General features: G+C 59.7%; 22 protein-coding genes and 1 pseudogene. 12 read left to right on the top strand and 11 right to left on the bottom strand.

Annotation, left to right across the window (positions count from 1 at the left end; genetic code table 11):
- The first annotated feature begins 174 nt into the window (after positions 1-174).
- Positions 175-1,194, top strand: a complete 1,020-nt coding sequence (locus ACVWYU_RS11635; protein ID WP_090316263.1) for a Glu/Leu/Phe/Val dehydrogenase family protein — start codon at positions 175-177, stop codon at positions 1,192-1,194.
- 185 nt (positions 1,195-1,379) lie between these two features.
- Here ACVWYU_RS11635 and ACVWYU_RS11630 read toward each other — a convergent pair.
- A pseudogene (locus ACVWYU_RS11630) lies at positions 1,380-1,619 on the bottom strand (YebG family protein); the annotation flags it as partial.
- 281 nt (positions 1,620-1,900) lie between these two features.
- Between ACVWYU_RS11630 and ACVWYU_RS11625 the strand changes: the two are divergent.
- Positions 1,901-2,401: a phosphate-starvation-inducible protein PsiE gene (locus tag ACVWYU_RS11625; protein WP_090316269.1), complete on the top strand. Its 501-nt coding sequence runs from the start codon at positions 1,901-1,903 to the stop codon at positions 2,399-2,401.
- Here ACVWYU_RS11625 and ACVWYU_RS11620 read toward each other — a convergent pair.
- A complete protein-coding gene (locus tag ACVWYU_RS11620) occupies positions 2,398-2,715 on the bottom strand; it encodes a DUF3509 domain-containing protein (RefSeq protein WP_457372735.1) in 318 nt (105 codons plus the stop codon). The genes ACVWYU_RS11625 and ACVWYU_RS11620 overlap by 4 nt on opposite strands.
- A 327-nt stretch (positions 2,716-3,042) precedes the next feature.
- Positions 3,043-4,419, bottom strand: coding sequence for an L-serine ammonia-lyase (locus ACVWYU_RS11615; RefSeq protein WP_457372734.1), 1,377 nt, complete (start codon positions 4,417-4,419; stop codon positions 3,043-3,045).
- Between the two features lie 135 nt (positions 4,420-4,554).
- Here ACVWYU_RS11615 and ACVWYU_RS11610 point away from each other — a divergent pair, with 135 nt between their 5' ends.
- From ACVWYU_RS11610 to ACVWYU_RS11590, 5 genes are all read left to right on the top strand, one after another.
- Complete coding sequence (locus ACVWYU_RS11610) at positions 4,555-5,502, top strand: LysR substrate-binding domain-containing protein (RefSeq protein WP_090316277.1); 948 nt, start codon at positions 4,555-4,557, stop codon at positions 5,500-5,502.
- A gap of 214 nt (positions 5,503-5,716) precedes the next feature.
- Positions 5,717-6,127 carry an HPF/RaiA family ribosome-associated protein gene (locus ACVWYU_RS11605; RefSeq protein WP_090316280.1) on the top strand — a complete coding sequence of 137 codons (411 nt, stop codon included), beginning with the start codon at positions 5,717-5,719 and terminating at the stop codon, positions 6,125-6,127.
- Between the two features lie 331 nt (positions 6,128-6,458).
- Positions 6,459-7,031 carry an RNA polymerase sigma factor gene (locus ACVWYU_RS11600; protein ID WP_457372733.1) on the top strand — a complete coding sequence of 191 codons (573 nt, stop codon included), beginning with the start codon at positions 6,459-6,461 and terminating at the stop codon, positions 7,029-7,031.
- Complete coding sequence (locus ACVWYU_RS11595; protein ID WP_457372732.1) at positions 7,028-8,017, top strand: FecR family protein; 990 nt, start codon at positions 7,028-7,030, stop codon at positions 8,015-8,017. The genes ACVWYU_RS11600 and ACVWYU_RS11595 overlap by 4 nt, the downstream gene beginning before the upstream one ends.
- Before the next feature lie 179 nt (positions 8,018-8,196).
- On the top strand, positions 8,197-10,623 hold the full coding sequence (locus ACVWYU_RS11590) for a TonB-dependent siderophore receptor (RefSeq protein ID WP_457372731.1): 2,427 nt from the start codon (positions 8,197-8,199) through the stop codon (positions 10,621-10,623).
- Positions 10,624-10,755: 132 nt separating this feature from the next.
- Here the strand turns inward: ACVWYU_RS11590 and ACVWYU_RS11585 are convergent, their stop codons facing one another.
- Positions 10,756-11,631, bottom strand: coding sequence for a helix-turn-helix domain-containing protein (locus ACVWYU_RS11585; RefSeq protein ID WP_090316294.1), 876 nt, complete (start codon positions 11,629-11,631; stop codon positions 10,756-10,758).
- Between the two features lie 138 nt (positions 11,632-11,769).
- Between ACVWYU_RS11585 and ACVWYU_RS11580 the strand changes: the two genes are divergently transcribed.
- Positions 11,770-12,672 (top strand): DMT family transporter, encoded by a 903-nt coding sequence (locus ACVWYU_RS11580; RefSeq protein WP_457372730.1) that lies wholly within the window; start codon positions 11,770-11,772, stop codon positions 12,670-12,672.
- Between the two features lie 25 nt (positions 12,673-12,697).
- Here the strand turns inward: ACVWYU_RS11580 and ACVWYU_RS11575 are convergent, their stop codons facing one another.
- Positions 12,698-13,207, bottom strand: coding sequence for a DUF2165 family protein (locus ACVWYU_RS11575; protein WP_390958812.1), 510 nt, complete (start codon positions 13,205-13,207; stop codon positions 12,698-12,700).
- A 164-nt stretch (positions 13,208-13,371) separates the two neighbouring features.
- Entirely contained in the window at positions 13,372-14,346 is a 975-nt protein-coding gene (locus ACVWYU_RS11570; RefSeq protein ID WP_457372729.1) for a 2-hydroxyacid dehydrogenase, read from the bottom strand.
- A gap of 167 nt (positions 14,347-14,513) precedes the next feature.
- On the opposite strand from ACVWYU_RS11570, the gene ACVWYU_RS11565 reads away from it, so the two are divergent.
- Positions 14,514-14,771: a hypothetical protein gene (locus tag ACVWYU_RS11565; RefSeq protein ID WP_103405249.1), complete on the top strand. Its 258-nt coding sequence runs from the start codon at positions 14,514-14,516 to the stop codon at positions 14,769-14,771.
- 127 nt (positions 14,772-14,898) lie between these two features.
- Here ACVWYU_RS11565 and ACVWYU_RS11560 read toward each other — a convergent pair whose 3' ends face one another.
- The 5 genes from ACVWYU_RS11560 to norR all read right to left on the bottom strand — a co-directional run bounded on the left by ACVWYU_RS11560 (position 14,899) and on the right by norR (position 19,205).
- Positions 14,899-15,648 carry a YkgJ family cysteine cluster protein gene (locus ACVWYU_RS11560; protein ID WP_457372728.1) on the bottom strand — a complete coding sequence of 250 codons (750 nt, stop codon included), beginning with the start codon at positions 15,646-15,648 and terminating at the stop codon, positions 14,899-14,901.
- A gap of 78 nt (positions 15,649-15,726) precedes the next feature.
- Positions 15,727-16,053, bottom strand: coding sequence for a hypothetical protein (locus ACVWYU_RS11555; RefSeq protein WP_457372727.1), 327 nt, complete (start codon positions 16,051-16,053; stop codon positions 15,727-15,729).
- A 62-nt stretch (positions 16,054-16,115) separates the two neighbouring features.
- Positions 16,116-16,574, bottom strand: a complete 459-nt coding sequence (locus ACVWYU_RS11550) for a GNAT family N-acetyltransferase (protein ID WP_457372726.1) — start codon at positions 16,572-16,574, stop codon at positions 16,116-16,118.
- Positions 16,575-16,601: 27 nt separating this feature from the next.
- Positions 16,602-17,504, bottom strand: a complete 903-nt coding sequence (locus tag ACVWYU_RS11545) for a chemotaxis protein CheV (protein ID WP_090316320.1) — start codon at positions 17,502-17,504, stop codon at positions 16,602-16,604.
- A 150-nt stretch (positions 17,505-17,654) separates the two neighbouring features.
- Entirely contained in the window at positions 17,655-19,205 is a 1,551-nt protein-coding gene (gene norR / locus ACVWYU_RS11540) for a nitric oxide reductase transcriptional regulator NorR (protein ID WP_090316322.1), read from the bottom strand.
- 156 nt (positions 19,206-19,361) lie between these two features.
- Here norR and hmpA point away from each other — a divergent pair, with 156 nt between their 5' ends.
- The 3 genes from hmpA (at position 19,362) to cyoA (ending at position 23,127) form a co-directional block, all read left to right on the top strand.
- On the top strand, positions 19,362-20,543 hold the full coding sequence (hmpA, locus tag ACVWYU_RS11535; protein WP_090316325.1) for an NO-inducible flavohemoprotein: 1,182 nt from the start codon (positions 19,362-19,364) through the stop codon (positions 20,541-20,543).
- 289 nt (positions 20,544-20,832) lie between these two features.
- Positions 20,833-21,342 carry a disulfide bond formation protein B gene (locus ACVWYU_RS11530; protein WP_457372725.1) on the top strand — a complete coding sequence of 170 codons (510 nt, stop codon included), beginning with the start codon at positions 20,833-20,835 and terminating at the stop codon, positions 21,340-21,342.
- An 840-nt stretch (positions 21,343-22,182) separates the two neighbouring features.
- Positions 22,183-23,127 (top strand): ubiquinol oxidase subunit II, encoded by a 945-nt coding sequence (gene cyoA, locus ACVWYU_RS11525; protein ID WP_090316334.1) that lies wholly within the window; start codon positions 22,183-22,185, stop codon positions 23,125-23,127.
- The last annotated feature ends 3 nt before the right edge of the window (positions 23,128-23,130 follow it).

The following is a 23,130-nucleotide window of genomic DNA, read 5'->3' as shown; positions in this document are numbered from 1 at the left end:
CGGGCAATGCCTCGTTTTAGCCCCGTCGCCAGCATTCGTCCAGTGTCGTGCAGAGGCTGAAACAGGTTATTTCCGAAAGCTTGCATCAAGCCTTCGCTTATTCCGGTGCGCTTCTGCAATTTTTGGGCGCAAGCCTATACTGGCGACTACAAGAAGTGATTCGGGAGCCTTACGATGTTCGCTCTCATGCAAAGCACTCGCCTTGAATCGCTGCATCTGAGCGTCGACCCGGTCACCGGGTTGAAGGCGGTCATTGCCATTCATAACAGCCGACTGGGACCTGCCCTGGGGGGGTGTCGTTACCTTGCCTACCCCAGCGACGAATCCGCGGTCGAGGATGCGGCGCGCCTGGCCAAAGGCATGAGCTACAAAGCCGCATTGGCCGGCCTGGCCCAGGGCGGTGGCGTCGCGGTGATCATTCGGCCGGCCCATGTGGCCAACCGCGCGGCGCTGTTCGAGGCCTTCGGGCGCTGCATCGAGCAGCTCGACGGCCGTTACATCACCGCCATCGACAGCGGCACGTCGGTAGCGGATATGGATTGCATCGCCCAGCAGACCCAACATGTCACCAGCACCACCTCGGCGGGCGACCCTGCGCCCCATGCGGCGATGGGGGTCTTTACCGGCATCCGCAGCACCGCGATGGCGCGACTGGGCAGCGATAACCTCGAAGGTTTACGGGTGGCCATTCAAGGCCTGGGCAATGTCGGGTTTGCGCTGGCCGAACAACTGCACGCCGCGGGTGCCGAACTGTTGGTCAGCGACATCGACCACGGCAAGGTGCAACTGGCCATGGAGCAACTCGGCGCGCACCCGATCGCCAACGATGCATTGCTCAGCACCCCATGCGACATACTCGCCCCGTGCGGTCTGGGCGGTGTGCTCAACAGCCACAGCGTGACGCAACTGCGCTGCTCGGCCGTGGCCGGTTCGGCGAATAATCAGCTGACTCATCTGGATGTCGCCGATCAGTTGGAGCGGCGGGGCATTCTTTATGCGCCGGATTACGTGATCAATGCCGGCGGGCTGATCTACGTTTCGCTCAAACACCGTGGTGAAGAGCTGCCGACCATCACGGCGCACCTGTCAAAGATCAGCTCGCGCCTGACGGAGGTCTTCGCCCATGCCCAGGCGGAAAAACGTTCGCCGGCCCGGGTGGCGGATGAATTGGCGGAGAAAGTCTTGTATCGCTGAGCGGATTTCCCGGCATGAAAAAGGCCCTGACTCCATCGGACTCAGGGCCTGTTCAATTCGGGTGTTGCTTACTTTGCGGTTTTGGCGGCCTTCGCTGGCTTCGCCGGGGCGATCGGCTCGGCAACTGGCTCCTCGACGGGCGTCTCCACTTCAACCGGTTCCGCGACTTCGACAGGCGCGCTGAGCAATTCGGACAAAGCGTCCGGCTGGCTCTTGAACGCCTTGGCAAACACATCGCGATTCTTCGCCATGTAGATCCCGGCTTCTTCCACTTGCTGCTCGGTCAGGGACGGAACGGCTTTTTGCAACACTTCCGCCAGCAACTCGGCCAGTTCGAGCATTTTGTCATGACGGTCAGCTTCGGCTTTATCCATGAACAAGCGCTCCAGATCTCGGCTGCTGCGGTATACCACTTCGACGGCCATTCACCACCTCACATGCCTTCACATTTGGTTGTCTGATTCGACTACTGTATCTATATACAGCTAAAAGGATAAGCGAAACCCCGGGGTTTGGGTAGTGGCTTTTTAATCTAGACCGAAAACAGGGTTTGTCAGGCCCTGACAAGACAGGTGGGTGCGACCAAACGCCACGGAGCGCGTTCCAGAGCGCCCGGCCATCATGGCGTGGCCTTGTTTCTGCATGCAGAACAATCGTCATGTCCAACCCGCATTATCCGGTCGAGCCGACCTAAGGAAGCATCATCGTGAAAATCAACTGGGCAGAAAACCTGCGGCAGAACGTGCATGAACTGGCCGAGTCCCTGGGCAACCTGTTCGTCGAGACCTTCCATTACATGGCGCTGTTCGCCATTGGTGCGGTGACCGCATGGGCCGCGGTGATGGAATTTCTCGGGATGATCGAACAGGGGCACATCAAGATCGATGACATCTTGCTGCTGTTCATCTACCTGGAACTGGGGGCGATGGTCGGGATTTACTTCAAGACCAACCACATGCCGGTGCGTTTCCTGATCTACGTGGCGATCACCGCGCTGACTCGGTTGCTGATTTCCAACGTCTCGCACCACAACCCGCCGGACATCGGGATCATCTACCTGTGTGGCGGGATTCTGCTGCTGGCGTTTTCGATTCTGGTGGTGCGCTACGCCTCGTCGCAATTCCCGTCGGTGAAAATCGAAAACCCGCACCGCAAGACCGGCGCGGGCTCCAGTGAACACCCGGAAGTGGAGAAGGGCGAGCTTTAAAACCTCATGGCGGGTCGAGGCCGGCCTTTGGCGGGTGGAGGTGGCAGGTTGCGGGTGTCGCCATCAGTCATGGCTTCGAGGATTGCCACGGCGCTGTGGCCCTGTTCGATGGCGATACCGAATTGAATGCTTTGCACCAGGCGTTTGAGGCGTTCGGGGTCGTTGCGCTGGTCAGCACTGATCATGCGTTTGGCCACCACATGGCCACTATTGGACAGGGTCAGCATGATGCTGCCATCGAGTCCCTGAATGCTCAGGTTGATCTGATAATCCGCTGAAAAAGTATCGGTAATGAGCTGGAAAGGGTTGTCCATGATGCGTCACCGCCTGATTGAACGTGCAGTTGTTGACCGGTCGATATCGGGATTAGTTCGCAACACCGGACCATCGGCCTTCATGGCCACATCGCCATCAATGCTTGCAACAGGGGGTGTAGCAAGGGGCATGCCGTAAAGATTGTCGGACAATATTTACAGCATGCAGGAGCGAGCCTTGCTCGCGATGGACGTGAATGATCACGCGTCTAACCAGCTGTTTCGCGGTGCTGGTGGGGTTTTCGCGAGCGAGTTCGCTCCTACAGGGACCGTGTTTATTTTTCTGCCCGTTTCAGGGCAATAAATCCGGGTATGCCTCCAAAGCGGTCAGCATTCGACCCAATTCACCGCCAGGCCGCCCCGTGACGTTTCCTTGTATTTATCGTGCATGTCGGCACCGGTATCGCGCATGGTGCGGATCACCCGATCCAGGGAAATGAAGTGCTTGCCGTCGCCGCGCAGGGCCATTTGCGTGGCGTTGATCGCTTTCACGGCGGCAATCGCGTTGCGCTCGATGCACGGCACTTGCACCAGTCCGCCGACCGGGTCGCAGGTCAGGCCCAGATTGTGTTCCAGGCCAATTTCGGCGGCGTTTTCCAGTTGCTCCGGCGTGGCGCCCAGCACCTCGGCCAGGCCGGCGGCGGCCATGGCGCAGGCCGAACCCACTTCGCCCTGACAGCCGACTTCGGCGCCGGAGATCGAAGCGTTTTTCTTGCACAGAATGCCGACCGCTGCCGCGCCCAGAAAGAACGAAACCACGTCATCGTCCGACGCGTCCGGATTGAATTTCATGTAGTAGTGCAGGACCGCCGGGATGATCCCCGCCGCGCCGTTGGTCGGCGCCGTGACCATGCGCCCGCCTGCCGCATTCTCTTCGTTCACGGCGAGGGCGAACAGGTTCACCCATTCCATGGCCGACAGGGTCGAGGTGATGACGTTCGGCTTGCCGATTTCCAACAGGCTGCGGTGCAATTTCGCGGCGCGGCGCGGAACATTCAGACCGCCGGGCAGGATGCCTTCATGTTCCAGTCCTTGCTCGACGCACTCACGCATTACCGACCAGATGTGCAGCAGTCCCTGACGAATGTCGGCGTCACCGCGCCAGGCCCGTTCGTTGGCCATCATCAATTCGGAAACCCGCAAGCCATGCTCGTTACAGAGCTTGAGCAATTCGACGGCGCTGGAAAAATCGTACGGCAGCACCACATCGCTGGCGGGCGCAATACCCGACTCGGCTTCGGCCGCTTCGATGATGAAACCGCCGCCGACCGAGTAGTACGTCTGCTCGAACAGCTCACCGGTTTCGCCGAAGGCGGTCAAGGACATGGCGTTTGGGTGGTAGGGCAAGCTTTCGTCGAGCAGCAGGAGATCGCGCGACCAATTGAAGGCGATGGTCACTTGCCCTGCCAGCAGCAGTTCGCCAGTTTTGCGCAGGGTGTGGATTCGGCTGTCGATGGTGGCGGGGTCGATACGGTCCGGCCATTCACCCATCAGGCCCATGACGCAGGCGCGGTCGGTGGCGTGGCCGACGCCGGTCGCCGACAGAGAGCCGTAGAGACGTATTTCCACTCGTCTAACGTCCGGCAGAAAAGCTTGGTCGACCAACGCCTGGGCGAAGGTCGCGGCGGCGCGCATCGGACCGACGGTATGGGAACTGGATGGGCCGATGCCGACTTTGAAGAGATCGAAAACACTGATAGCCATGCTAAAGCCTATTCCTGCAATGGAAGATAAATCGCTGCCATTTTTGTAGGACAAGCGCACTTTCAGCGATACTGCCTCCCTCGGTCCTGCGTGACCAACGAAACTTCCTAAGATAGCCTTTAGCAGGACTAAACGATGAGCCGACAATTGCATGCCCAGACTTACGTGTGGCTGCAGGTGTTTTCCTGCGCCGCGCGGCACTTGTCGTTCACCCGTTGTGCCGAGGAACTGCACATCACGCCGGGGGCGGTCAGTCAGCAGATCCGCCAACTGGAGGAGCGCCTGGGCTTTCGCCTGTTTCATCGGCGTGCCCGAGGCGTGGAATTGAGCGCCGAAGGCCAGCGACTGGCCATCACCGTCAACGAGGCCTATGGCAGCATCGATGCGGAATTGCGCCGACTGGACGCCGGCATGATCAGCGGGACGTTGCGGGTACGTTCGATTCCCTCGTTCCTGAGCAAATGGCTCACCCCACGCCTGCCGCGTTTGCAGCAACGTTTTCCGGACATTCAATTGCGCCTGGTGGCCGAGGACAGCAGCGTGCCACTGCACGAGGGCGACTTCGATCTGGCCATTGACCTGAACGACGGCAGTTATCCCGGGCTGTTATCCACAGCCCTGCTCGACGAACAGATTTTTCCGGTGTGTGCGCCGGGCTTGTTGCGCGGACGCCCACCCCTGCATGGTCCGGCGGACCTGATGCATTTTCCGCTGTTGCACGACATCACCGCCTGGCGTGGCAGCTACGAATATGCGGAATGGGAGTTCTATCTCAATGCCATCGGCTTCGAAGGCGCGGATGTCCGGCGCGGGCACACCTTCAATCGCAATCATTTGACCATTGAGGCGGCGATCGCCGGGATGGGCGTGGCGATTGCGCGGCGCACATTGCTCAACGACGAGCTGGAGCGCGGCGCATTGATCGTGCCGTTCGGCCTCGCGGTGCCCAATCACAAGCGTTACATGCTGCTCTATGCACCAGGTGCGCTGAGCCATCCGGGCGTGCGGGCGGTGCATGACTGGCTGGTGGAGGAGGCGGGGATTTTTCGCAGCCTGCACCCACTGGCGGACCAGCAGATGTGAGCAAATATGACAAAGGCGCGGGGCGACTCAACTCCCGACATTAACAGCGCTTTTGCCCATTGTCCGGCTTTTTTTGCGATTAAAACTTTATCTTTTTTTAGGGGTTGAATTGTTCAGCGTACAGACCGATTGTGTAATCAAGAGGTCACGGTGATGACGCCCAAGGGCTTAGCTGACCGGCCTCTCGCGAGCTAGCTGAAATAAGGGATGAACTATGCAAATCCAAGTCAATAGCGATAACCATATTCAAAGCAGCATCCGACTGGAGGAGTGGGTACGTACTACCATTGAGAGCACGCTCGAACGTTATGAGGAGAACCTGACCCGAGTGGAGGTTCACCTGCGGGACGAGAACGGCGACAAGCCCGGTCCCCACGATCTACGCTGCCAGCTGGAAGCGCGGCCAAAAGGCCACCAACCGATCTCCGTTACCCATAAAGCCGCCAGCCTGGAACTGGCGATCGACGGAGCCGCCGAGAAACTCGAGCACGCGCTGGAACACCTGTTCGGCAAATTGCGAGGCAAACCCCGCGCCGCCGTCGTGCCGTTCGAGCGCAGGGCTCACGCGGATGAGTTGCTGGAGGAAGAGTTTCTTGAAAACGAACAGGCAGCGCAAAATGGCTGAAGCCTGATCCACTTTTTAACTTCCCACTTGAACGGGCCTGCATTGCAGGCCCGTTTCGTTTTCAGCGTTGTCGACATTGGAGTGCGGTCTCAACCATTATTTTTGCGTATGAGAATATTTATCATTAGTATTGGCGGCCTTGCAGGCCCGCGACATTCACGCGGCTTCATCGGTTTCCAGGTCGCGACATGAAGGGCAACACCAGCACATTCTCTCGCTTCACCGTTGATGCTCGGCGCCGTGCTGCTGATGTTGATGCCGTATCGCCGGCGTCCGGCCGCGATGAGGCGGCTGGCCAGGCCAATGGACGCATTGGCGCAGCAGTGGCTCGATGATCACTCCTCCTCCCAAACCCCACGAAATCCAGCGCGATGAACTGCGCGGCGACCGTGCGCATTTTCTTCATGTGTTCCTTTCGCAACGGTCGCAAATGGAAGCGCTGGTCAGTCGCCGGGTCGGTTGCCGGGCGACGGCCGCGGACCTGGTGCAGGACTTGTTCCTGCGGTTCTGGCGACGGCCGCTAGTGCAGGTCGAAGAACTCGGCACCTACCTGCTGCGCTGCGCCGGCAACATTGCCATCGACCATCTGCGCAGTGAGGCCACGCGGGTCCGGGCCAGTGAAGGCTTGATGGCGGAATCGTCGGACGGCGTGGACAGTGAGCCACAAGCGGCGCTGGAGGCGGGCAATGATTTGCGTCATGTCGAGGCAGCGTTGCGCGCATTGCCCGAACGTACGCGGCAGATTTTCTTGCTCAATCGCATCCATGGCCGCAAGTACGCCGAGATCGCCAAAGCGATGGGGCTGTCCCAAAGTGCGGTTGAAAAACACATGATGCGCGCGCTCGAGGCCTGCAAGGCCAGCCTGCGCGAGCCTCAACTGCGCGCGCCGGGGCACGCCAAGTGAAAGACTGCGAACGCGTGATCCCGACGCCCGCTCAGGAACAGGCGGCGCTGGCCTGGTTGAGTCTCCTGCGTGACCAGCCCGACAGCGCTGATCAGGCTGCTTTCAGTCGGTGGTTGCAGGCCGATCAGGCGCATGCCGAGGCCTATGCCCGAGCGCAGGTGGTCTGGGAGTTGAGCGAAGTCCCGGCACGGACCCTGGCGGATGAAGAGGCAGTGGCCCTGCAAGGTTATCTCGACGCCATGAACCGCCCACGCCGCCGCAGCCTTCGGAGCGGGTCCGGGGCGTTGGCCATGGCGGCGTGCCTGTTGCTGATGATCAGCCTCGGCGCGGGCTGGCAACCATCGCGCTGGATCGACGACCTGGGTGCCGATTACGTATCGGCGCCGGGGGAAATTCGCACCATCACACTGGCCGATCAGTCGCAGGTCACCCTCGATGCCGACAGTGCCATCGCGGTGGATTTCAGTCGTGGCGAGCGGCGGGTGCAGTTGCGGCGCGGTGCCGGTTTTTTCAGCGTGACCCACACCGGCGAGCCGTTCGTGGTGGACGCCGAGAAGGGCCGGGCTCGGGTCCTGGGCACGCAGTTCGAGGTGCGCCTGCAACCCCATGGCGCGCAGGTCACGGTGTTGTCCGGTCGCGTTGGCGTGTTGGCGGACAAGAATGCCGCACAGCAGATACTCACCGCCGGCCAGCAAGTGGCATACGGCGAAGGCGTGGGGCAGAAACTCCACGCGGTGGACAGTGAAGCGCAGTTGGCGTGGCGCCAGGGTTGGCTCAATTACTACAAGGCGCCGTTGGCCGATGTGGTGCGGGATCTCGGGCGTTATTACCCCGGTAGAATCGTGCTGCTCAACGATGAACTGGCGAAGCGCCGGGTCAGTGGCAGCTTTCCGAGCAAGGACCCGCAGGCGGTGTTGAGTTCGTTGCAGGGCGTGTTGGGATTTGAACAGCACCAGCTTTCGGGGCATTTGATTATTTTGCGCTGACCTTTATGACGTCTTCGCTGACAAGCCGGTTCATGCGGTAAAACGCGATCTCAGGCACCCAATCACCCTCACTAAGATTATTTTCAAAATTCTACTGAGGTAAAACCGAATGCCATCCGTGTAGTGACTGAAACTGCGAGTCATTCGCATCCGTTGCGGTTCTACACAGGTCATGAGTCATGAAGTCCAGGGCAAAATCGGGTTCGGTCAAACAATGGTTAGGTGTTTCTGCGTTGAGCTTTTCGGCCTTGGCATTGCTGCCGCTGAGTGCTGCAAGGGCCGCAGACATCGGTGCCCGGCAATACGCGCCGTTCAGTTTTTCGATGGACGCCAAACCGCTCCCTCAGGCCCTGAGCGATTTCAGCCGTGTCACCGGCATCAGCGTGGTCTACACCGATGAAGCGCCCTACGGTTTCAATGCTCCGGCGATCAACGGTCAGATGACTGCTGAACAGGCCCTGCAGCGTTTGCTCAGTGGTTCAGGCTTCACCTTCCGTCGCGCCGACGATCACACCATCGCACTGGAACCGCAGCCTACGGCGGGGGCCTTGAACCTGGGGGCGACCACCATTACTTCGGTGATGGATCAATCCACCAGCTACCAGCCGCCCCCCACCAGTTCGGTCATGCGCACCTCCGCGCCGATTCAGGAGATCCCGCAGACCGTCAACGTGGTTGCGGCCCAGGTCATTCGCGATCAGGCACCCCGTAATCTGGATGACGCACTGGCCAATGTCAGCGGCATTACCCAAGGCAATACGCTGGGCAGTACTCAGGATTCAGTCATGACCCGCGGCTTCGGCGACAACCGCAACGGCTCGATCATGCGCGATGGCATGCCGCTGGTGCAGGGTCGTGGCATGAACGCCACGGTGGATCGGGTTGAAGTGCTCAAAGGGCCGGCTTCGTTGCTTTACGGGATTCAGGACCCCGGCGGTGTGGTGAACATGGTCAGCAAAAAACCAGAGCTTGAGCAGTACAACGCCTTGACCCTGCGTGGATCGACTTACGGCGACGGCAAGAACGGCAGCGGCGGCACCTTCGACAGCACCGGCGCCCTGGGTACTTCCGGGCTGGCCTATCGCATGGTGCTGGACCACGAAGACGAAGATTACTGGCGCAACTATGGCGTGCATCGCGAGACACTGGTGGCGCCGTCGCTGGCCTGGTTCGGCGAGCGCACCAAGTTGCTGCTGGCCTATGAGCACCGTGAATTCCTCACCCCGTTCGACCGTGGCACGGTGATTGATCCAGGCACCAACCATCCGCTGGACATTTCGCGCAATGAGCGCCTCGACGAGCCGTTCAACGACATGGAAGGGCGCTCGGACCTCTATCACTTCGAGGCCGATCACGAACTCGATGACAACTGGAGCGCCCACTTCGGCTATAGCTGGAACCGCGAAACCTACGACGCCAGTCAAGTGCGTGTCACCGCCATCGACACCAGCAAGGGCACCCTGACCCGCAGCATGGACGGCACGCAGAATGCGATCAGCACCGACCGGTTCGCCACGGCCAGTCTTGAAGGCAAGGTCGATGTTGCGGGCATGCGCCACGACCTTGTAATCGGTATCGATGACGAGTACCGCAAGATCTATCGCGCCGACCTGATCCGACAGCAAAGCCTGAGCACGTTCAGCTACCTCAATCCGGTCTATGGTCGTGAAGTCGAAGGCAGCACGGTGAGCCCGGCCGACAGCGCCCAGACCGATTTGCTGCGCAGCGATTCGGTGTTTGTGCAGGACTCGATCCACCTCACCGACCAGTGGATTCTTGTAGCGGGCGGGCGTTTCCAGACGTACGACCAGTACGCCGGCAAAGGTGTGCCGTTCAAGGCCAACACCGACAGCAACGGCCAGAAATGGGTGCCGCGCGCCGGCCTCGTCTATCGCTACACCGATGAGCTGTCGTTCTACGGCAGCTACACCGAATCCTTCAAACCCAACTCGACCATCGCCCCCCTGAGCGGCAGCAGCACCGTGCTTGATGGCAGCGTTGCGCCGGAAGAAGCCAAGTCCTGGGAGATCGGTGCCAAGCTCGACATGCCGGGGCGGATAACGGGCAATATCGCCCTGTTCGATATCAAGAAACGCAACGTGTTGGTGGCCAACTCCGAAGGACCGGTCACGATCTACAGCGCGGCCGGCGAAGTGCGTTCCCGCGGTCTTGAGTTGGATCTGAGCGGTCAACTGAGCGACCGCTGGAGCATGATCGGCAGTTACGCCTACACCGATGCCGAAGTGACCGAGGACCCGGACTACAAGGGCAATGAACTGCAAAACGTGGCCCGCAACAGCGGTTCGCTATCGGCGGTGTACGACTTCGGCAGTGTCATCGGTGGCGATCAACTGCGTGTTGGCGCGGGGGCGCGTTATGTCGGGGAGCGGGAGGGCAACGCAGTGAACGATTTCGAGCTGCCGGGCTACACAGTCGCCGATGCGTTCGCCACCTACGACACGCAACTCGACGGGCAAAAGGTCAAGTTTCAGCTCAACGTGAAGAACCTGTTTGACCGCACTTACTACACCTCGGCGGCGAGCCGGTTCTTTGTGTCGATGGGCGATTCGCGGCAGGTGACCTTGTCCAGTACGCTGGAGTTCTAACGGAAGACCGCATCATCGTTCTTCGCGAGCAAGCTCGCACACACTTGATCGTATTCTCAGTAAAGAGCGCGGTCCCCTGTGGGAGCGAGCCTGCTCGCGATGGCGGTCTGACAGCCACTTAACATCCCGGACCTAGCGCAAAAACGCCTGCCGATACTCGCCAGGCGTCCCACCCAATACCTGGCGAAACCGATTGGTGAAGTGACTGGCACTGGCAAACCCGCAGGCCAGCGCGATGTCCCCCAGCGGCTGCGATGTCGAGCGCAACAACTCCCGCGCCCGGCCCAGTCGCCGTGCCAGCACATATTGATGCGGCGGCAGGCCGAAACTTTCGCGGAACATCCGCGCAAAGTGGTATTCCGACAAGGCGCACAGCGCTGCCAGTTGTCCCAGGCTGATGGCTTCGGCCAACTGACTGTCGATGTACTCCACCAGCTGACGACGCTGATGTGCCGCCAACCCGCCCTTGAGTCGCAATCCGTCGCGCAGGCCGACCTGGCCGAGCAAGGCATGGCTGAGCATCTCGTGAGCCAGGCTGCTGGTGAGCAGGCGTTCGCCGGGTTCATCCCAATTGAGCGTGATCATCTGCCGAAAGCGCCGGGCTTGCAGCGGGTCGTCGAGGAACGTGCCTTCACGCAGTTGCACTTCACGAGGTTCGCGGTCCAGCAGCGTGACGCAGCCGAGGGCGAATTGTTCGGGGCTGAAATAGAGGTGGGCCAGGCGAATATCACCGTTGATCACCCAGCCGGACTGATGATCGGCCGGCAGGATGCACAGTTTGTCCGGGCCCCCCTTGTTGCCGGGCTGATCGCGGCGAAAGGTGCCCGTGCCGCCGGCGATATAGCAGGACAGCGTGTGGTGGCTCGGCGCCTCGTAATCCTGGGCGTCATGATGATTGCTCCACAAGGCTGCAGCCATGCCGTCACCGAGCTCGGCGCTGTGCTCGAGGCGAGCATTGGGCGAGCGGTTGAGGGCTTGAAAGACTTGCAGGGTTTCCAGTGCGGGCATGATCAGTTCTCTCCAACGCCTTGCATCCTACTCCGTAGGCGTTCGCCTGCCAGCCAGTGGCGCGACAAAAGCGCAAGTTTATGCAAGTGCGCCACGGCGCGACGCCGGACACTGGGCACCTATCGAGGAGCCTTTGTCATGAACCTTTCATTGTATTTGCTGACCGTGCTGATCTGGGGCACCACCTGGATTGCCCTGAAATGGCAGTTGGGCGTGGTGGCGATTCCCGTGTCGATCGTTTATCGCTTTGGGCTCGCCGCGCTGGTGCTGTTCGTGATGTTGCTGCTCAGCCGGCGGTTACAGGTGATGAACCGTCGTGGGCATTTGATATGCCTGGCCCAAGGTCTGTGCCTGTTTTGCGTTAACTTCATGTGCTTCCTGACGGCCAGCCAGTGGATTCCCAGTGGTCTGGTCGCCGTGGTGTTCTCCACCGCGACGCTGTGGAATGCCTTGAATGCTCGGGTGTTCTTCGGCCAGAAAATCGCCCGCAACGTGCTGATGGGCGGTGCCTTGGGCTTGTCCGGTCTGGGCCTGTTGTTCTGGCCGGAACTGGTCGGCCATACCGCCAGCCCGCAAACCCTGCTGGGTCTGGGCCTGGCCCTGTGCGGCACCCTGTGTTTCTCGGCGGGCAACATGCTATCGAGCTTGCAACAGAAAGCCGGGCTCAAGCCGCTGACCACCAATGCCTGGGGCATGGCCTACGGCGCAGCGATGCTGTCGGTGTGGTGTCTGGTCAAAGGGATTCCATTCGATGTGGAATGGAGTGCCCGCTACATCGGTTCGCTGCTGTACCTGGTCATTCCGGGTTCGGTGATTGGTTTCACGGCTTACCTGACGCTGGTCGGGCGCATGGGGCCGGAGCGCGCCGCCTATTGCACGGTGCTGTTCCCGGTGGTGGCGCTGAATGTATCGGCGTTCGCCGAGGGTTACCAATGGACGTTGCCGGCCCTGGCAGGGTTGGTGCTGGTGATGCTGGGCAACGTCCTGGTGTTTCGTAAACCCAAGGCGCCGATCCTGCAGGGCACTGGCAAGTTGGCTTGAAGTTGCATCAGAGTCGAGTGCGTTTTCAGCGCTCGATCCTGATCGCCAGATACAACAACGATGGCAACATGAAGTCGACAATGTGCTGGGCCCAGTCTTTGTAGTTCCATTGTTTTGATTGGTCCATATTGAACCACTCGGCACCAATGACCTGGAAGCCGAGGTAATAAAGAAAGAGTGCAATCAATAAGCCGATAATGGCGAACTTCTTCGCTTCGTGAAATTTCTTGCTGCTGGAGTTTATGTTTTTGTACAGATTGTAAGTGCCCAGGATGCAGAAGGTCGTATACATGACTTCAAATGTAATGATCAGCCAGTAAATCCGGTGCTGGAGTATGGGGGAGGTAATCGCTCTCCTACTGTACCTGGAGCTTGCGTCGACGGTGTCCATGCTCAGGATGTGTGACAGGTACTCATAGTTGGTCGCGTAGTCGGTAATATTGCTGTACATCACAAGCAAGCCGAAGAAACTGAAGAATAGCATCAGTGTGGCTTTGCTGAATTTAATGACGTGGTTGGTTGTGATTAGGCTCAAGGTCTATGTTCTCCAAAACTAACTGTCGGGGTGTTTTAGTCTGGAGTTTATACGGCGAATTATTTATTTGGCCGTGAACTGAATTGCAGGATATGTATCGGTAAGTTGGATGCGTGGGTATTAATGTGAACGGGCAGGCGACTGTAACGCCTGCCCGTTTTTATTCAGCCTTTCCAGACTTGCGGGTTGACCAGATCCTGTGGGCGCTCACCCAGCAGGGCGCTACGCAGATTGGTCAGGGCGCGATTGGCCATGGCTTCGCGGGTTTCATGGGTGGCCGAGCCAATGTGCGGGAGGGTCACCGCATTTTTCAGTTGAAACAATGGCGACTCGGCCAGCGGTTCTTTTTCGTACACATCCAGCCCGGCACCGCGAATGCGGTTGTTCTGCAGGGCTTCGATGAGCGCCGGCTCGTCGACCACCGGGCCGCGAGCAATGTTCACCAGGATTGCGCCTGGCTTCATCAACGCCAGTTCGCGATGGCTGATCAGGTGTCTGGTTTTCTCGCTGAGCGGCACCACCAGGCAGACAAAATCGGCTTCGGCCAACAGATCGTCCAGGGTGCGAAATTGTGCACCGAGTTCCTGTTCCAGCGCGGTCTTGCGGCTGTTACCGCTGTAGAGGATTGGCATGTTGAAACCCAGGCGCCCACGGCGAGCGATGGCCGCGCCGATGTTGCCCATGCCGACGATGCCCAGAGTCTTGCCATGCACATCGCAACCGAACAACGGTGCGCCAACAGTGGCTTGCCATTGACCGGCCTTGGTCCAGGCATCCAGTTCAGCGACACGACGGGCACTGCTCATCAGCAGCGCGAACGCCAGGTCGGCGGTGCTTTCGGTGAGCACATCCGGGGTGTTGGTGAGCATGATCCCGCGCTCATTGAGATAGGCGACGTCGTAGTTGTCGTAGCCCACCGAAACGCTGGACACCACTTCCAGTCTGGCGGCGTTCTCCAGTTGGGCGCGTCCCAGTTTACGACCGACACCGATCAGGCCGTGGGCATGGGGCAAGGCTTCGTTGAACTGGGCATTGATGTCGCCGTTTTTCGGGTTCGGCACGATCACGTCGAAGTCTTGTTGCAGGCGTTCGACCATTTCAGGCGTGACGCGGCTGAAGGCGAGGACGGTCTTTTTCATGGGCGCAGGGCTCGTCTGTGCTGAGGAGAATGCTGAGCACGCTAACATTCTTCCCGGGATTTGTGCGAGTCGCTTAACAGCAGCTTGCAGCGCTTCATCCAGTTATACTGCCGCCTTTCGTGGCTCGCTGACCGGGCCCGACACTTTACGCACCACCCGGAGCTTTCATGACTTCCCCGAAACAACCGCCGGTCGCCGACACCTTGAGCGACGAGCAGGCAGAGCTGCCAGACAGCGTCGACTCCAGCGCCGACAGCGAAACCAAAGCCGCCATCCCCGCGTTCAAGTTCCCGTTCAAGCCAGGAGAACTGGCCGGCGCCAAGAACGCCAATCAGCCGTGGTACAAGAACGGCGCCAAGAACGGCCACACCAAGACGCCTGGCATGGCGCCACCGGGGACTCGGCGTTCGATGGGCAAGCGCTAGGTTTCAGGCTTTGCGGTGTCAGGCCTGCCTTGATTGCGAGCAGGCTCGCCCCACCATTGGAATGCATTCCCCAGTGGGAGCGAGCCTGCTCGCGATAACGCCCTCACAGGCGACACATTTTCCAGATTCAAGCCACCCGCAACGAAATAAACGAGTAGTTCGCCGGCGCCTGCGTGGCCAATTGCCCTCCGGCATCCACGACCTGTCTGGCGATATCCTCACCGGACACATGGAACAGCCACTCGCTGTCCCACTGCGGCAGCGTCTGCCCGGCCAGGTCATCGATGATCGTGGCAAATTCGGCCATATCCGGCAGATAAGCGGTAAATCCATCCCCCTTCAGCGCCGTCGTGCGAATGCCCAATAGCGCGCAAATCGCATCCTTCATCTGAATATCATCGCGATCCGCCTGACGGGAGCGTTGAATCAGCGCCATGAGCTCACGGTCGACCAACTCACCGCCGACGATCAGGTCCGGTCCTTTTTCCCAGGATTCGGGCGGGCATTCCTTGATCGCCGGGTTTAGGGGGATGTGCGGATTGATTTCCATCGGATAAATGCGGCACACCAGCGGCCGGCGCTCGTAGATGCGGCAGAGGTTATCCTCGTCAAGATTCCGGCAGGGACCGACGTTGTAGGCGGCAAAGGTGATGGCGACGTACGCTTCGGATTCGCCGCTGTGAACCACTGCCGAGCGGCGTTCGGCGTGTTCGCGTTGCTGCGCGGGCAGGCCCAGGCCGTTGCCCAGGAACGCCTCCACCAGCACGATCACCTGCCCGCCATCGGCCGCCCACATCCGGGCTTCGGCCAGGGTCAGGGGCACATGGTGATCGTTGCAGCATTTACCACAGCCTACGCAGGAAAACGTCGAATTCATTGGGCGCTCGGTCGCGTCGAGGGAAGCGGCGACAGAATGTCACCGTGAAGTCCGCTGCCGAAGCAAGTTATGCGCCACTCACTGTGCCTTGACGGCGGGGCGAATCGAATCCCATTCGGTGACATACGCGGTTTTGCTTTTTTTGTTGTAGAGGCACAGTTCGGTGCCTTGTGCGCCTTTCATGTGTTTTTGCGGGTACTGACCTTGCAGCAGGAGCGCGCTGTAACCGACCCGGTCATCGAACTGCGCGGCGTTGCCGACGGGTTTGGCATTCTTCAGCCCACTGGCCTTGGTGCAACTGACGAGTACGGTTTTGTCGTAGGCAGCCCAGGCGTCGGGGCTGGAAGCGTGGGCCTGGGTGGCGAGGGCGGTGAGGCAGAGCAGGGTCAGGGCTGCGTTTTTCATGGGCCGGAAATCCTTTTGGAGGGCGAAGGACCGGATTATGCCTGAATGATTGAGAGTGATCGTCAGGCTGGAACCGCTTCCCGGCGCACCACATACATCCCGACGCTTTCATACAACCGCTGCGCGCGCAGGTTGTCCTCCAGTACTTTCAAATCCACAAAGCCCTCGCGGCGTTGCTGGAACACCGTGAACGCATGCAGCAGCAAGGCGCGGCCCAACCCTTGTCGTCGAGCCCGTGGATGCACCACCAGGTCTTTGATGTAGGCACTGGTCCAGCACTGGCACGCGGCAACCACGCCTTCGGCATCCTGGGCAATAAAGCACAGCTCGGGATCGTATTCGGGGTCGGTTTCAAATTGCCGTTGCCAGCGCTCCAGTTCCGGTACGCGACCACCGCCCTCGCGGTAACCCAACGTCATCAACTGGTGGACGGTTTCGGCGAGTTCAGGACGGTAGCGGGTCAATTGAAGATCGCTTGGCCAAGGGATGGCCGGCACAGCCTCGGCGAGGTTGCGCCGCATCAAAAAGCAAAAGTCCTCGGCCAAGACTCAATGACCCTGTTCAGCCACAGCCTTGGCAGCCGTGATCAGGCACTGGGTCAGTTCTGGCGAGGAGAACTTGGTCAGCACCGCATTGGCACCGGCCAGGCGCGCCTTTTCACTGTTCATCGCACTGTCCAGTGAGGTGTGCAGCAGCACATAGAGGTGGGCAAAGTCCGGGGTTTCGCGCAGGGTTCGGGTGAAGGCGTAGCCATCCATTTCAGACATTTCGATGTCGGAGACAATCAGGTTGATCTGCTGGGCGGTGCCTTGCAGATCCAGCAGGCAGTCGATGGCTTCCTTGGCGCTGCGGGCCGTATGGCATTGCAGGCCGAGATTGCGCAACGTATGCACCGATTGTTGCAGGGCCACCTGACTGTCATCGACCACCAGAATCCGCGCGTTGCCCAACAACTCAGCGTCTTCCATGCTCAGTTCGGTCGGTGCCGATTCGATCTGCACCGGGGCGATGCCGTGGATGACTTTTTCGATGTCCAGTACCTGCACCAGGGTGCCATCGACCGAGGTCACGCCGGTGATGTACGAGCGCACGCCGCCAGAGCCGAAGGGCGGCGGACGGATATCGGTGGTCAGGCAGTGAACGATCTTGCTCACCGCCTGGACGTGCAGGCCCTGCTTGGAGCGACTGACGTCGGTGACGATCAGGCAGCCGCCGTTCGGGTCTTCCAGCGGTCGTTCGCCGATGGCCCGGCTCAGGTCGATCACCGACAGCGACGCGCCACGCAGCGTGGCAATGCCTTTGACGTGAGGGTGCGACTCCGGCAGCTTGGTCAGCGGCGGGCAGGGGATGATTTCACTCACTTTGAGCAGGTTGATTGCCATCAACTTGCCGCTGCGCAAGGTAAACAGCAAAAGCGAAAGTGAATCTGCGCGGGCTTTGGTGGAAGACATAAGTACCTTCTTGGGAAAAGGTGATGGGCGATCGCGAGGATCGCCAACAACTTCGATGCCGGGTTATCGACTTGTTGCGGGCAGGCTTTAGGGCCAATACCAATCCATTGGTTTTAGCACGACTCCTGCGGTGAGGTGGCAAGCCCGGCGTCACTTCATGCCGAGCCTTTTGGCCATGCGCCCCAGATTCGCCCGATCCAGGCCCAGTTCACGCGCGGCACTCGCCCAGTTGTTGTGATGCCGCTCCAGGCACGCGCCGATCAACTGGCGCTGATAGTTTTCGGTAGCTTCGCGCAAATCCCCCGTGACCAACGTCACGGCGGCCGGGGCCGTTGGCGCGACGGGTGCTTCAGCATTGGCATTGGGCAGATCCAGGTCCGCCGCGCTCAAGCTGAGAATCTTGGGTCGTTCCTTGCAATTACCCAGGGCTTTCAGGGCGCTGCGGCCGATCAAGTGTTCCAGCTCACGCACGTTGCCCGGCCAGTCGTAAGCCAGTAACGCGGCCTGGGCATCAGTGCTCAAGCGCAAGCTGTTGAGGCCCATGCGAGAACGGTTCTGTTCCAGAAAGTAGCCGCTGAGCAACAGAACGTCCCGCCCGCGATCACGCAGGGCCGGTACTAATAGTGGGTAAACGCTGAGGCGGTGATAGAAGTCGGCGCGGTAACGGCCACTGCGCACTTCCTCTGCCAGGTCGCGGTTGGTCGCGGCGATCAGGCGCACGTCGACCTGATGCTCCTTGTCCGATCCCAGTCGCTGCAGCTGTCCGCTTTGCAGGACCCGCAGCAACTTGGCCTGTACGGTCAGCGACAGCTCGCCGACTTCATCGAGAAACAGGGTGCCGCCATTGGCCAGTTCAAATTTGCCGCGCCGATCATTCAACGCCCCGGTAAAGGCACCGCGCACATGGCCAAACAGTTCGCTCTCCACCAGTGTGTCGGGCAAGGCGGCGCAGTTGAGGCTGATGATCGGTTTGTCGGCGCGGGCCGAGGCGGCGTGAATGGCCTGGGCCACCAGTTCCTTGCCAACCCCGGTCTCCCCGGTGATCAGCACGGTCAGGTCGCTGCCGCCCACCAGGTTGATTTCTTCCACCAGGCGTTTGTGCGCCTTGCTCTGGCCGATCATCTCGCGGTTCTGCTGGCCGCTGGCCTGGCGGTAGACCTCGGCGCGCTGGTGTTCATCCTCGACGCGATTGTTCAGGCGCTCGATGCGCTCGGCGGCATTGACCGTGGCGGCGGCGAGGCTGGCGAAGGCTTCCAGTGAATCGAGTTCGATCGGCTGAAACTGTTCCGGATCAAGGGCGTCGAGGGTCAGCAGGCCCCACGGGCGCTCGTCGATAAACAGCGGGCAGCCCATGCAGTCATGGACTTCCAGGTGGTCATCGAGGCCCTCGACCAGGCCGTCGTAAGGGTCGGGCAGGTTGCTGTCGGCGGCGAACCGGGTCGGCCCGGAACCGCTGAGCAAGGCTGCGAAACGCGGGTGTTCACTGACCTTGAAGCGGCGGCCGAGGGTGTCGGTACTCAAGCCGTCGACAGCCAGCGGCACCAGCCATTCGCCATCGAGGCGCAGCAGGGCGGCCGCATCGCAGGGGAGCAGGGCGCGCATGGCTTCCAGCAAGCGCCGATAGCGCTCGCCTTCGGGCAGTTCGCGGGACAGGTCCGAGACCAGTGGTAGCAGGGCGGTCAGCAGGGATTTTGCAGTCATAGTGACTCCATGTAGTCGGTATGACTATAAAGCAGGTCGTGTCGATATGACTATCTATGTTTTAAGTTGTTGATTTATAACGAAATAAATATTGGCATGGAAACTGATAAGCATAGGGCAAACGTTGAAAAAACCTTGTTGCCCAGGAGTCACTTTATGCTTAGCGCCCAAGACCGTGCCATCGTCAAATCCACTGTGCCGCTACTGGAAAGCGGTGGCGAGGCATTGATCACTCACTTCTACCGCATGATGCTCTCCGAGTATCCAGAAGTGCGCCCGCTGTTCAATCAGGCGCACCAGGCCAGCGGTGACCAGCCACGCGCCCTGGCTAACGGCGTACTGATGTACGCCCGCCACATCGACCAACTCGACCAGTTGGGCGACCTGGTGGCCAAGATCATCAACAAGCACGTAGCCCTGCAAATCCTGCCGGAACACTACCCGATCGTTGGCACCTGCCTGCTGCGCGCAATCGCTGAAGTGCTGGGCGAGGAAATCGCCACCCCGCAAGTGATTGCGGCGTGGGGGGCGGCTTACGGTCAACTGGCGGACATCCTGATCGGTGCCGAAACCAGCATCTACGATCAGAAAGAACAGGCACCGGGCGGCTGGCGCGGGGCGCGGGAATTCATCGTGGCGGCCAAGGTCGAGGAAAGCGCGGAAATCATCTCGTTCTACTTCGAACCGGCGGACAAAGGCCCGATCCTGGCGGCAGAGCCAGGCCAGTACATCGGCATGAAACTGATCCTTGATGGCGAAGAAATTCGTCGTAACTATTCGCTGTCGGCCCTGGCGAACAAAGGTCAGTACCGCATCAGCGTCAAGCGGGAAACCGGCGGTCGCGCTTCCAACCACCTGCACGATCAATTGCACGTTGGCGCGAGCATCCAGCTGTTCCCGCCATCGGGCGAGTTCACCCTGACTGCCAGCGACAAACCGCTGGTGTTGATCAGCGGCGGCGTGGGCATCACCCCGACCCTGGCGATGCTCGAAGCGGCGCTGGAGACCGAACGCCCGGTGCACTTCATTCATTGCGCCCGCAACGGCAGCGTTCACGCCTTCCGTGACTGGATCGACGGTCTGGCCGAGCGTCATCCGCAACTCAAGCGCTTCTATTGCTACGACGAAGACGATGGCGTGAGCCCGGCAGCGCACAAAGTCGGGTTGTTGAGCCAGGAGCAGTTGGCCGCGTGGTTGCCGCAAGAGCGCGACGTGGATGCTTACTTCCTGGGCCCCAAAGGTTTCATGGCGGCGGTCAAGCGCCACCTCAAGGCCTTGGGTGTGCCGGAGAAGCAAAGCCGTTATGAGTTCTTCGGGCCGGCTGCGGCGCTGGAGTAAGTCCCAGGCGCGGTGAGTCAGCCTCACCGCGTCGTCTTCATCGCGGGCAAGCCACGCTCCCACAGGATCTGCGTCGATCCAATTTGGTGTGTACGACGCGAACCCTGTGGGAGCGTGGCTTGCCCGCGATGGCTACACCTCGGTCCTGAACGGAAAAAGACCGAAAGTTAATCCCTTCTTAACCCGCTTATCGTCTATTCCCCCGACATCTCTCCGGATCGCGCCAGGCTCTCAAAAACCAGGGCAGCGTGTAGACTGGCGGGCAATCGAAACCTTCAAGGGAAACGCGATGAGCGAGGAAACAATGCGGTTGGGCCGTGAACGACGCTACCTGGTGTTGCTGGGCATCATCTGCCTGGCGCTGATCGGCGGCGCTCTGTACATGCAAATCGTGCTGGGTGAAGCGCCGTGCCCATTGTGCATCCTGCAACGCTATGCGCTGCTGTTGATCGCGTTCTTCGCCTTCATTGGCGCTGCCATGAGCACGCGCCGCAGCATCACCCTGTTTGAAACCCTGGTCGTGATCTGCGCATTGGCAGGCGTCGGGGTGGCGGGGCATCACGTCTACACGCAGTTTTATCCGGCAGTCAGTTGCGGCATCGATGTGTTGCAGCCGATTGTGGACGGTCTGCCGCTGGCGAAGATCTTCCCCCTGGGCTTCCAGGTCGACGGATTCTGCTCTACGCCCTACCCGCCGATCCTCGGTCTGTCCCTGGCGCAATGGGCGCTGGTGGCCTTCGTGCTGGTCGTCGTGCTGGTGCCGCTGCTGACCGTGCGTAACCGCAAAAGCCTGCGCTGAGTTCTGCGGCGCATTCACCGCGATGCATGAAAACACCCCGGTCCTCGATGAGGGCGCCGGGGCTTTTTTTGTCTTGCAGCGTGCGCTTCAGTGGGCCTGTAAAAAGGCCGTGATGTGTGGCAAGGAGGGGTGCGATACGTGTGCGACATGTTGTCACATCTTGAGTGTCGCAGCGGTCGCCAGGGCGTCGGATTGGTGCGTCGTCACGCAACGAAACTGGCCCGATTGGCGGGCTGGCGGTTTTGCATCGGCGAGGCCGGAACAGGCAGTTTTAACAGACCCTGGCAATTTGCCAGAACCCTTGTCATATCGGGGCTGGGGCCAGGTCGGCGGCGTCTTGGGAGGCGCCGATACTGTCTGAATCGCGGGTGGTAGCCCTACTTTTTTTGGTGTTTTTGTTGAGAATCAATTTCGATAAGATGCGCCACTTTTGCGAAAACCGGTAAGGATTGTTGCTGGTTTGGATAAAAATTATTTCGGGATGAGACATGGTTTATAAAACGCTACATATCTACAATCGCCCGCACTGAATTCCCGACTCTGCTCGCCCTGGCTCAGGTGGATGAGCAGAAACCGGGTGTCGAGAGGCCGGGTGGCTTCATGCGACCCCCTGGTGTCGGTGCCTCCAATTATCCGCACCAAATGGAATTGGTCTGTAACAAGGCCTTTGACCACGAATTCGAATAAGAACTCAACGCTAGCTCAGGATTTGTCGAAACGCGTCTGACGCACGACGGGCCAGCCCTTATTCAATCCAAGAAAAATGCCAACCCTTGGCAGGGTGAAGTGTTGGCGATCAAAACCCAACTGCATTGCGCAAGCTGCTTTAGAGGTCGTGAGATGAGTAAAAACAGGTACCCCAGACTACTAGGCTTATTGCCGCTGATTGGCACGTTGTTGCTGTCAGGCTGCAACATGACCTTGCTCAATCCCAAGGGCCAGGTCGGTCTGGACGAGCGAAACCTGATCATCACCGCAACGCTGCTGATGCTGTTGGTCGTGGTTCCGGTCATCGTCATGACCTTCCTGTTCGCCTGGAAATACCGCGCGTCCAACGCTAACGCCACCTACACCCCGAAATGGAACCACTCCACCAAGATCGAGATCGCGGTGTGGGCGGTTCCAATTCTGATCATCATTGCCCTGGGTTATGTCACCTACAAGTCGACCCACGCCCTTGACCCGTACAAGCCGCTGGAATCGGACGTCAAGCCTGTGACCATCGAAGTGGTCGCGCTGGACTGGAAGTGGCTGTTCATCTACCCGGAACAAGGCATCGCCACGGTCAACAAGATCGTGTTCCCGGCGCACACGCCGATCAACTTCAAGATCACTTCCGACGCCGTGATGAACTCGTTCTTCATCCCTGCTCTGGGCGGCCAGATCTACGCGATGGCGGGCATGCAGACCAAACTGCACCTGATCGCCAACCAGAACGCTGAAATGGACGGTATCTCCGCCAACTACAGCGGCGCGGGTTTCACCGGTATGAAATTCAAAGCGATCGCAACTTCCCAGGAAGATTTCGACGCCTGGGTAAGTGAAGTCAAAAAGGCACCTAAACAGCTTGAACAAGCTGAATACGCAGCCCTTTCCAAGCCAAGCCAGAACAACCCAGTCGAGCTCTACGCCTCGGTGACCCCAAACCTGTTCCAGACCATCGTCGACAAGTACGAAGGCATGAAACCGGGCCCTAAGGTCAAGCACGAGAAAGAAGAGAAAGAAGTGGCCCAAATGGAAGGGATGGACTCGAGTTCGCATTCAGCTGCCGGGGCAGAGGAGTAAACG

Source organism: Pseudomonas sp. TE12234 (genome assembly GCF_054061835.1).
This window is presented reverse-complemented; position numbering and strand designations above follow the sequence as displayed.

Bases quoted from the DNA above. Each gene is read 5' to 3' on its own strand.
- ACVWYU_RS11635 (WP_090316263.1), top strand. From the start codon at position 175: ATGTTCGCTCTCATGCAAAGCACTCGCCTTGAATCGCTGCATCTGAGC.
- ACVWYU_RS11620 (WP_457372735.1), bottom strand. From the start codon at position 2,715: ATGGACAACCCTTTCCAGCTCATTACCGATACTTTTTCAGCGGATTAT.
- ACVWYU_RS11615 (WP_457372734.1), bottom strand. From the start codon at position 4,419: ATGGCTATCAGTGTTTTCGATCTCTTCAAAGTCGGCATCGGCCCATCC.
- ACVWYU_RS11610 (WP_090316277.1), top strand. From the start codon at position 4,555: ATGAGCCGACAATTGCATGCCCAGACTTACGTGTGGCTGCAGGTGTTT.
- ACVWYU_RS11605 (WP_090316280.1), top strand. From the start codon at position 5,717: ATGCAAATCCAAGTCAATAGCGATAACCATATTCAAAGCAGCATCCGA.
- ACVWYU_RS11600 (WP_457372733.1), top strand. From the start codon at position 6,459: ATGATCACTCCTCCTCCCAAACCCCACGAAATCCAGCGCGATGAACTG.
- ACVWYU_RS11590 (WP_457372731.1), top strand. From the start codon at position 8,197: ATGAAGTCCAGGGCAAAATCGGGTTCGGTCAAACAATGGTTAGGTGTT.
- ACVWYU_RS11585 (WP_090316294.1), bottom strand. From the start codon at position 11,631: ATGCCCGCACTGGAAACCCTGCAAGTCTTTCAAGCCCTCAACCGCTCG.
- ACVWYU_RS11580 (WP_457372730.1), top strand. From the start codon at position 11,770: ATGAACCTTTCATTGTATTTGCTGACCGTGCTGATCTGGGGCACCACC.
- ACVWYU_RS11570 (WP_457372729.1), bottom strand. From the start codon at position 14,346: ATGAAAAAGACCGTCCTCGCCTTCAGCCGCGTCACGCCTGAAATGGTC.
- ACVWYU_RS11565 (WP_103405249.1), top strand. From the start codon at position 14,514: ATGACTTCCCCGAAACAACCGCCGGTCGCCGACACCTTGAGCGACGAG.
- ACVWYU_RS11560 (WP_457372728.1), bottom strand. From the start codon at position 15,648: ATGAATTCGACGTTTTCCTGCGTAGGCTGTGGTAAATGCTGCAACGAT.
- ACVWYU_RS11555 (WP_457372727.1), bottom strand. From the start codon at position 16,053: ATGAAAAACGCAGCCCTGACCCTGCTCTGCCTCACCGCCCTCGCCACC.
- ACVWYU_RS11550 (WP_457372726.1), bottom strand. From the start codon at position 16,574: ATGCGGCGCAACCTCGCCGAGGCTGTGCCGGCCATCCCTTGGCCAAGC.
- ACVWYU_RS11545 (WP_090316320.1), bottom strand. From the start codon at position 17,504: ATGTCTTCCACCAAAGCCCGCGCAGATTCACTTTCGCTTTTGCTGTTT.
- norR (WP_090316322.1), bottom strand. From the start codon at position 19,205: ATGACTGCAAAATCCCTGCTGACCGCCCTGCTACCACTGGTCTCGGAC.
- hmpA (WP_090316325.1), top strand. From the start codon at position 19,362: ATGCTTAGCGCCCAAGACCGTGCCATCGTCAAATCCACTGTGCCGCTA.
- ACVWYU_RS11530 (WP_457372725.1), top strand. From the start codon at position 20,833: ATGAGCGAGGAAACAATGCGGTTGGGCCGTGAACGACGCTACCTGGTG.
- cyoA (WP_090316334.1), top strand. From the start codon at position 22,183: ATGAGTAAAAACAGGTACCCCAGACTACTAGGCTTATTGCCGCTGATT.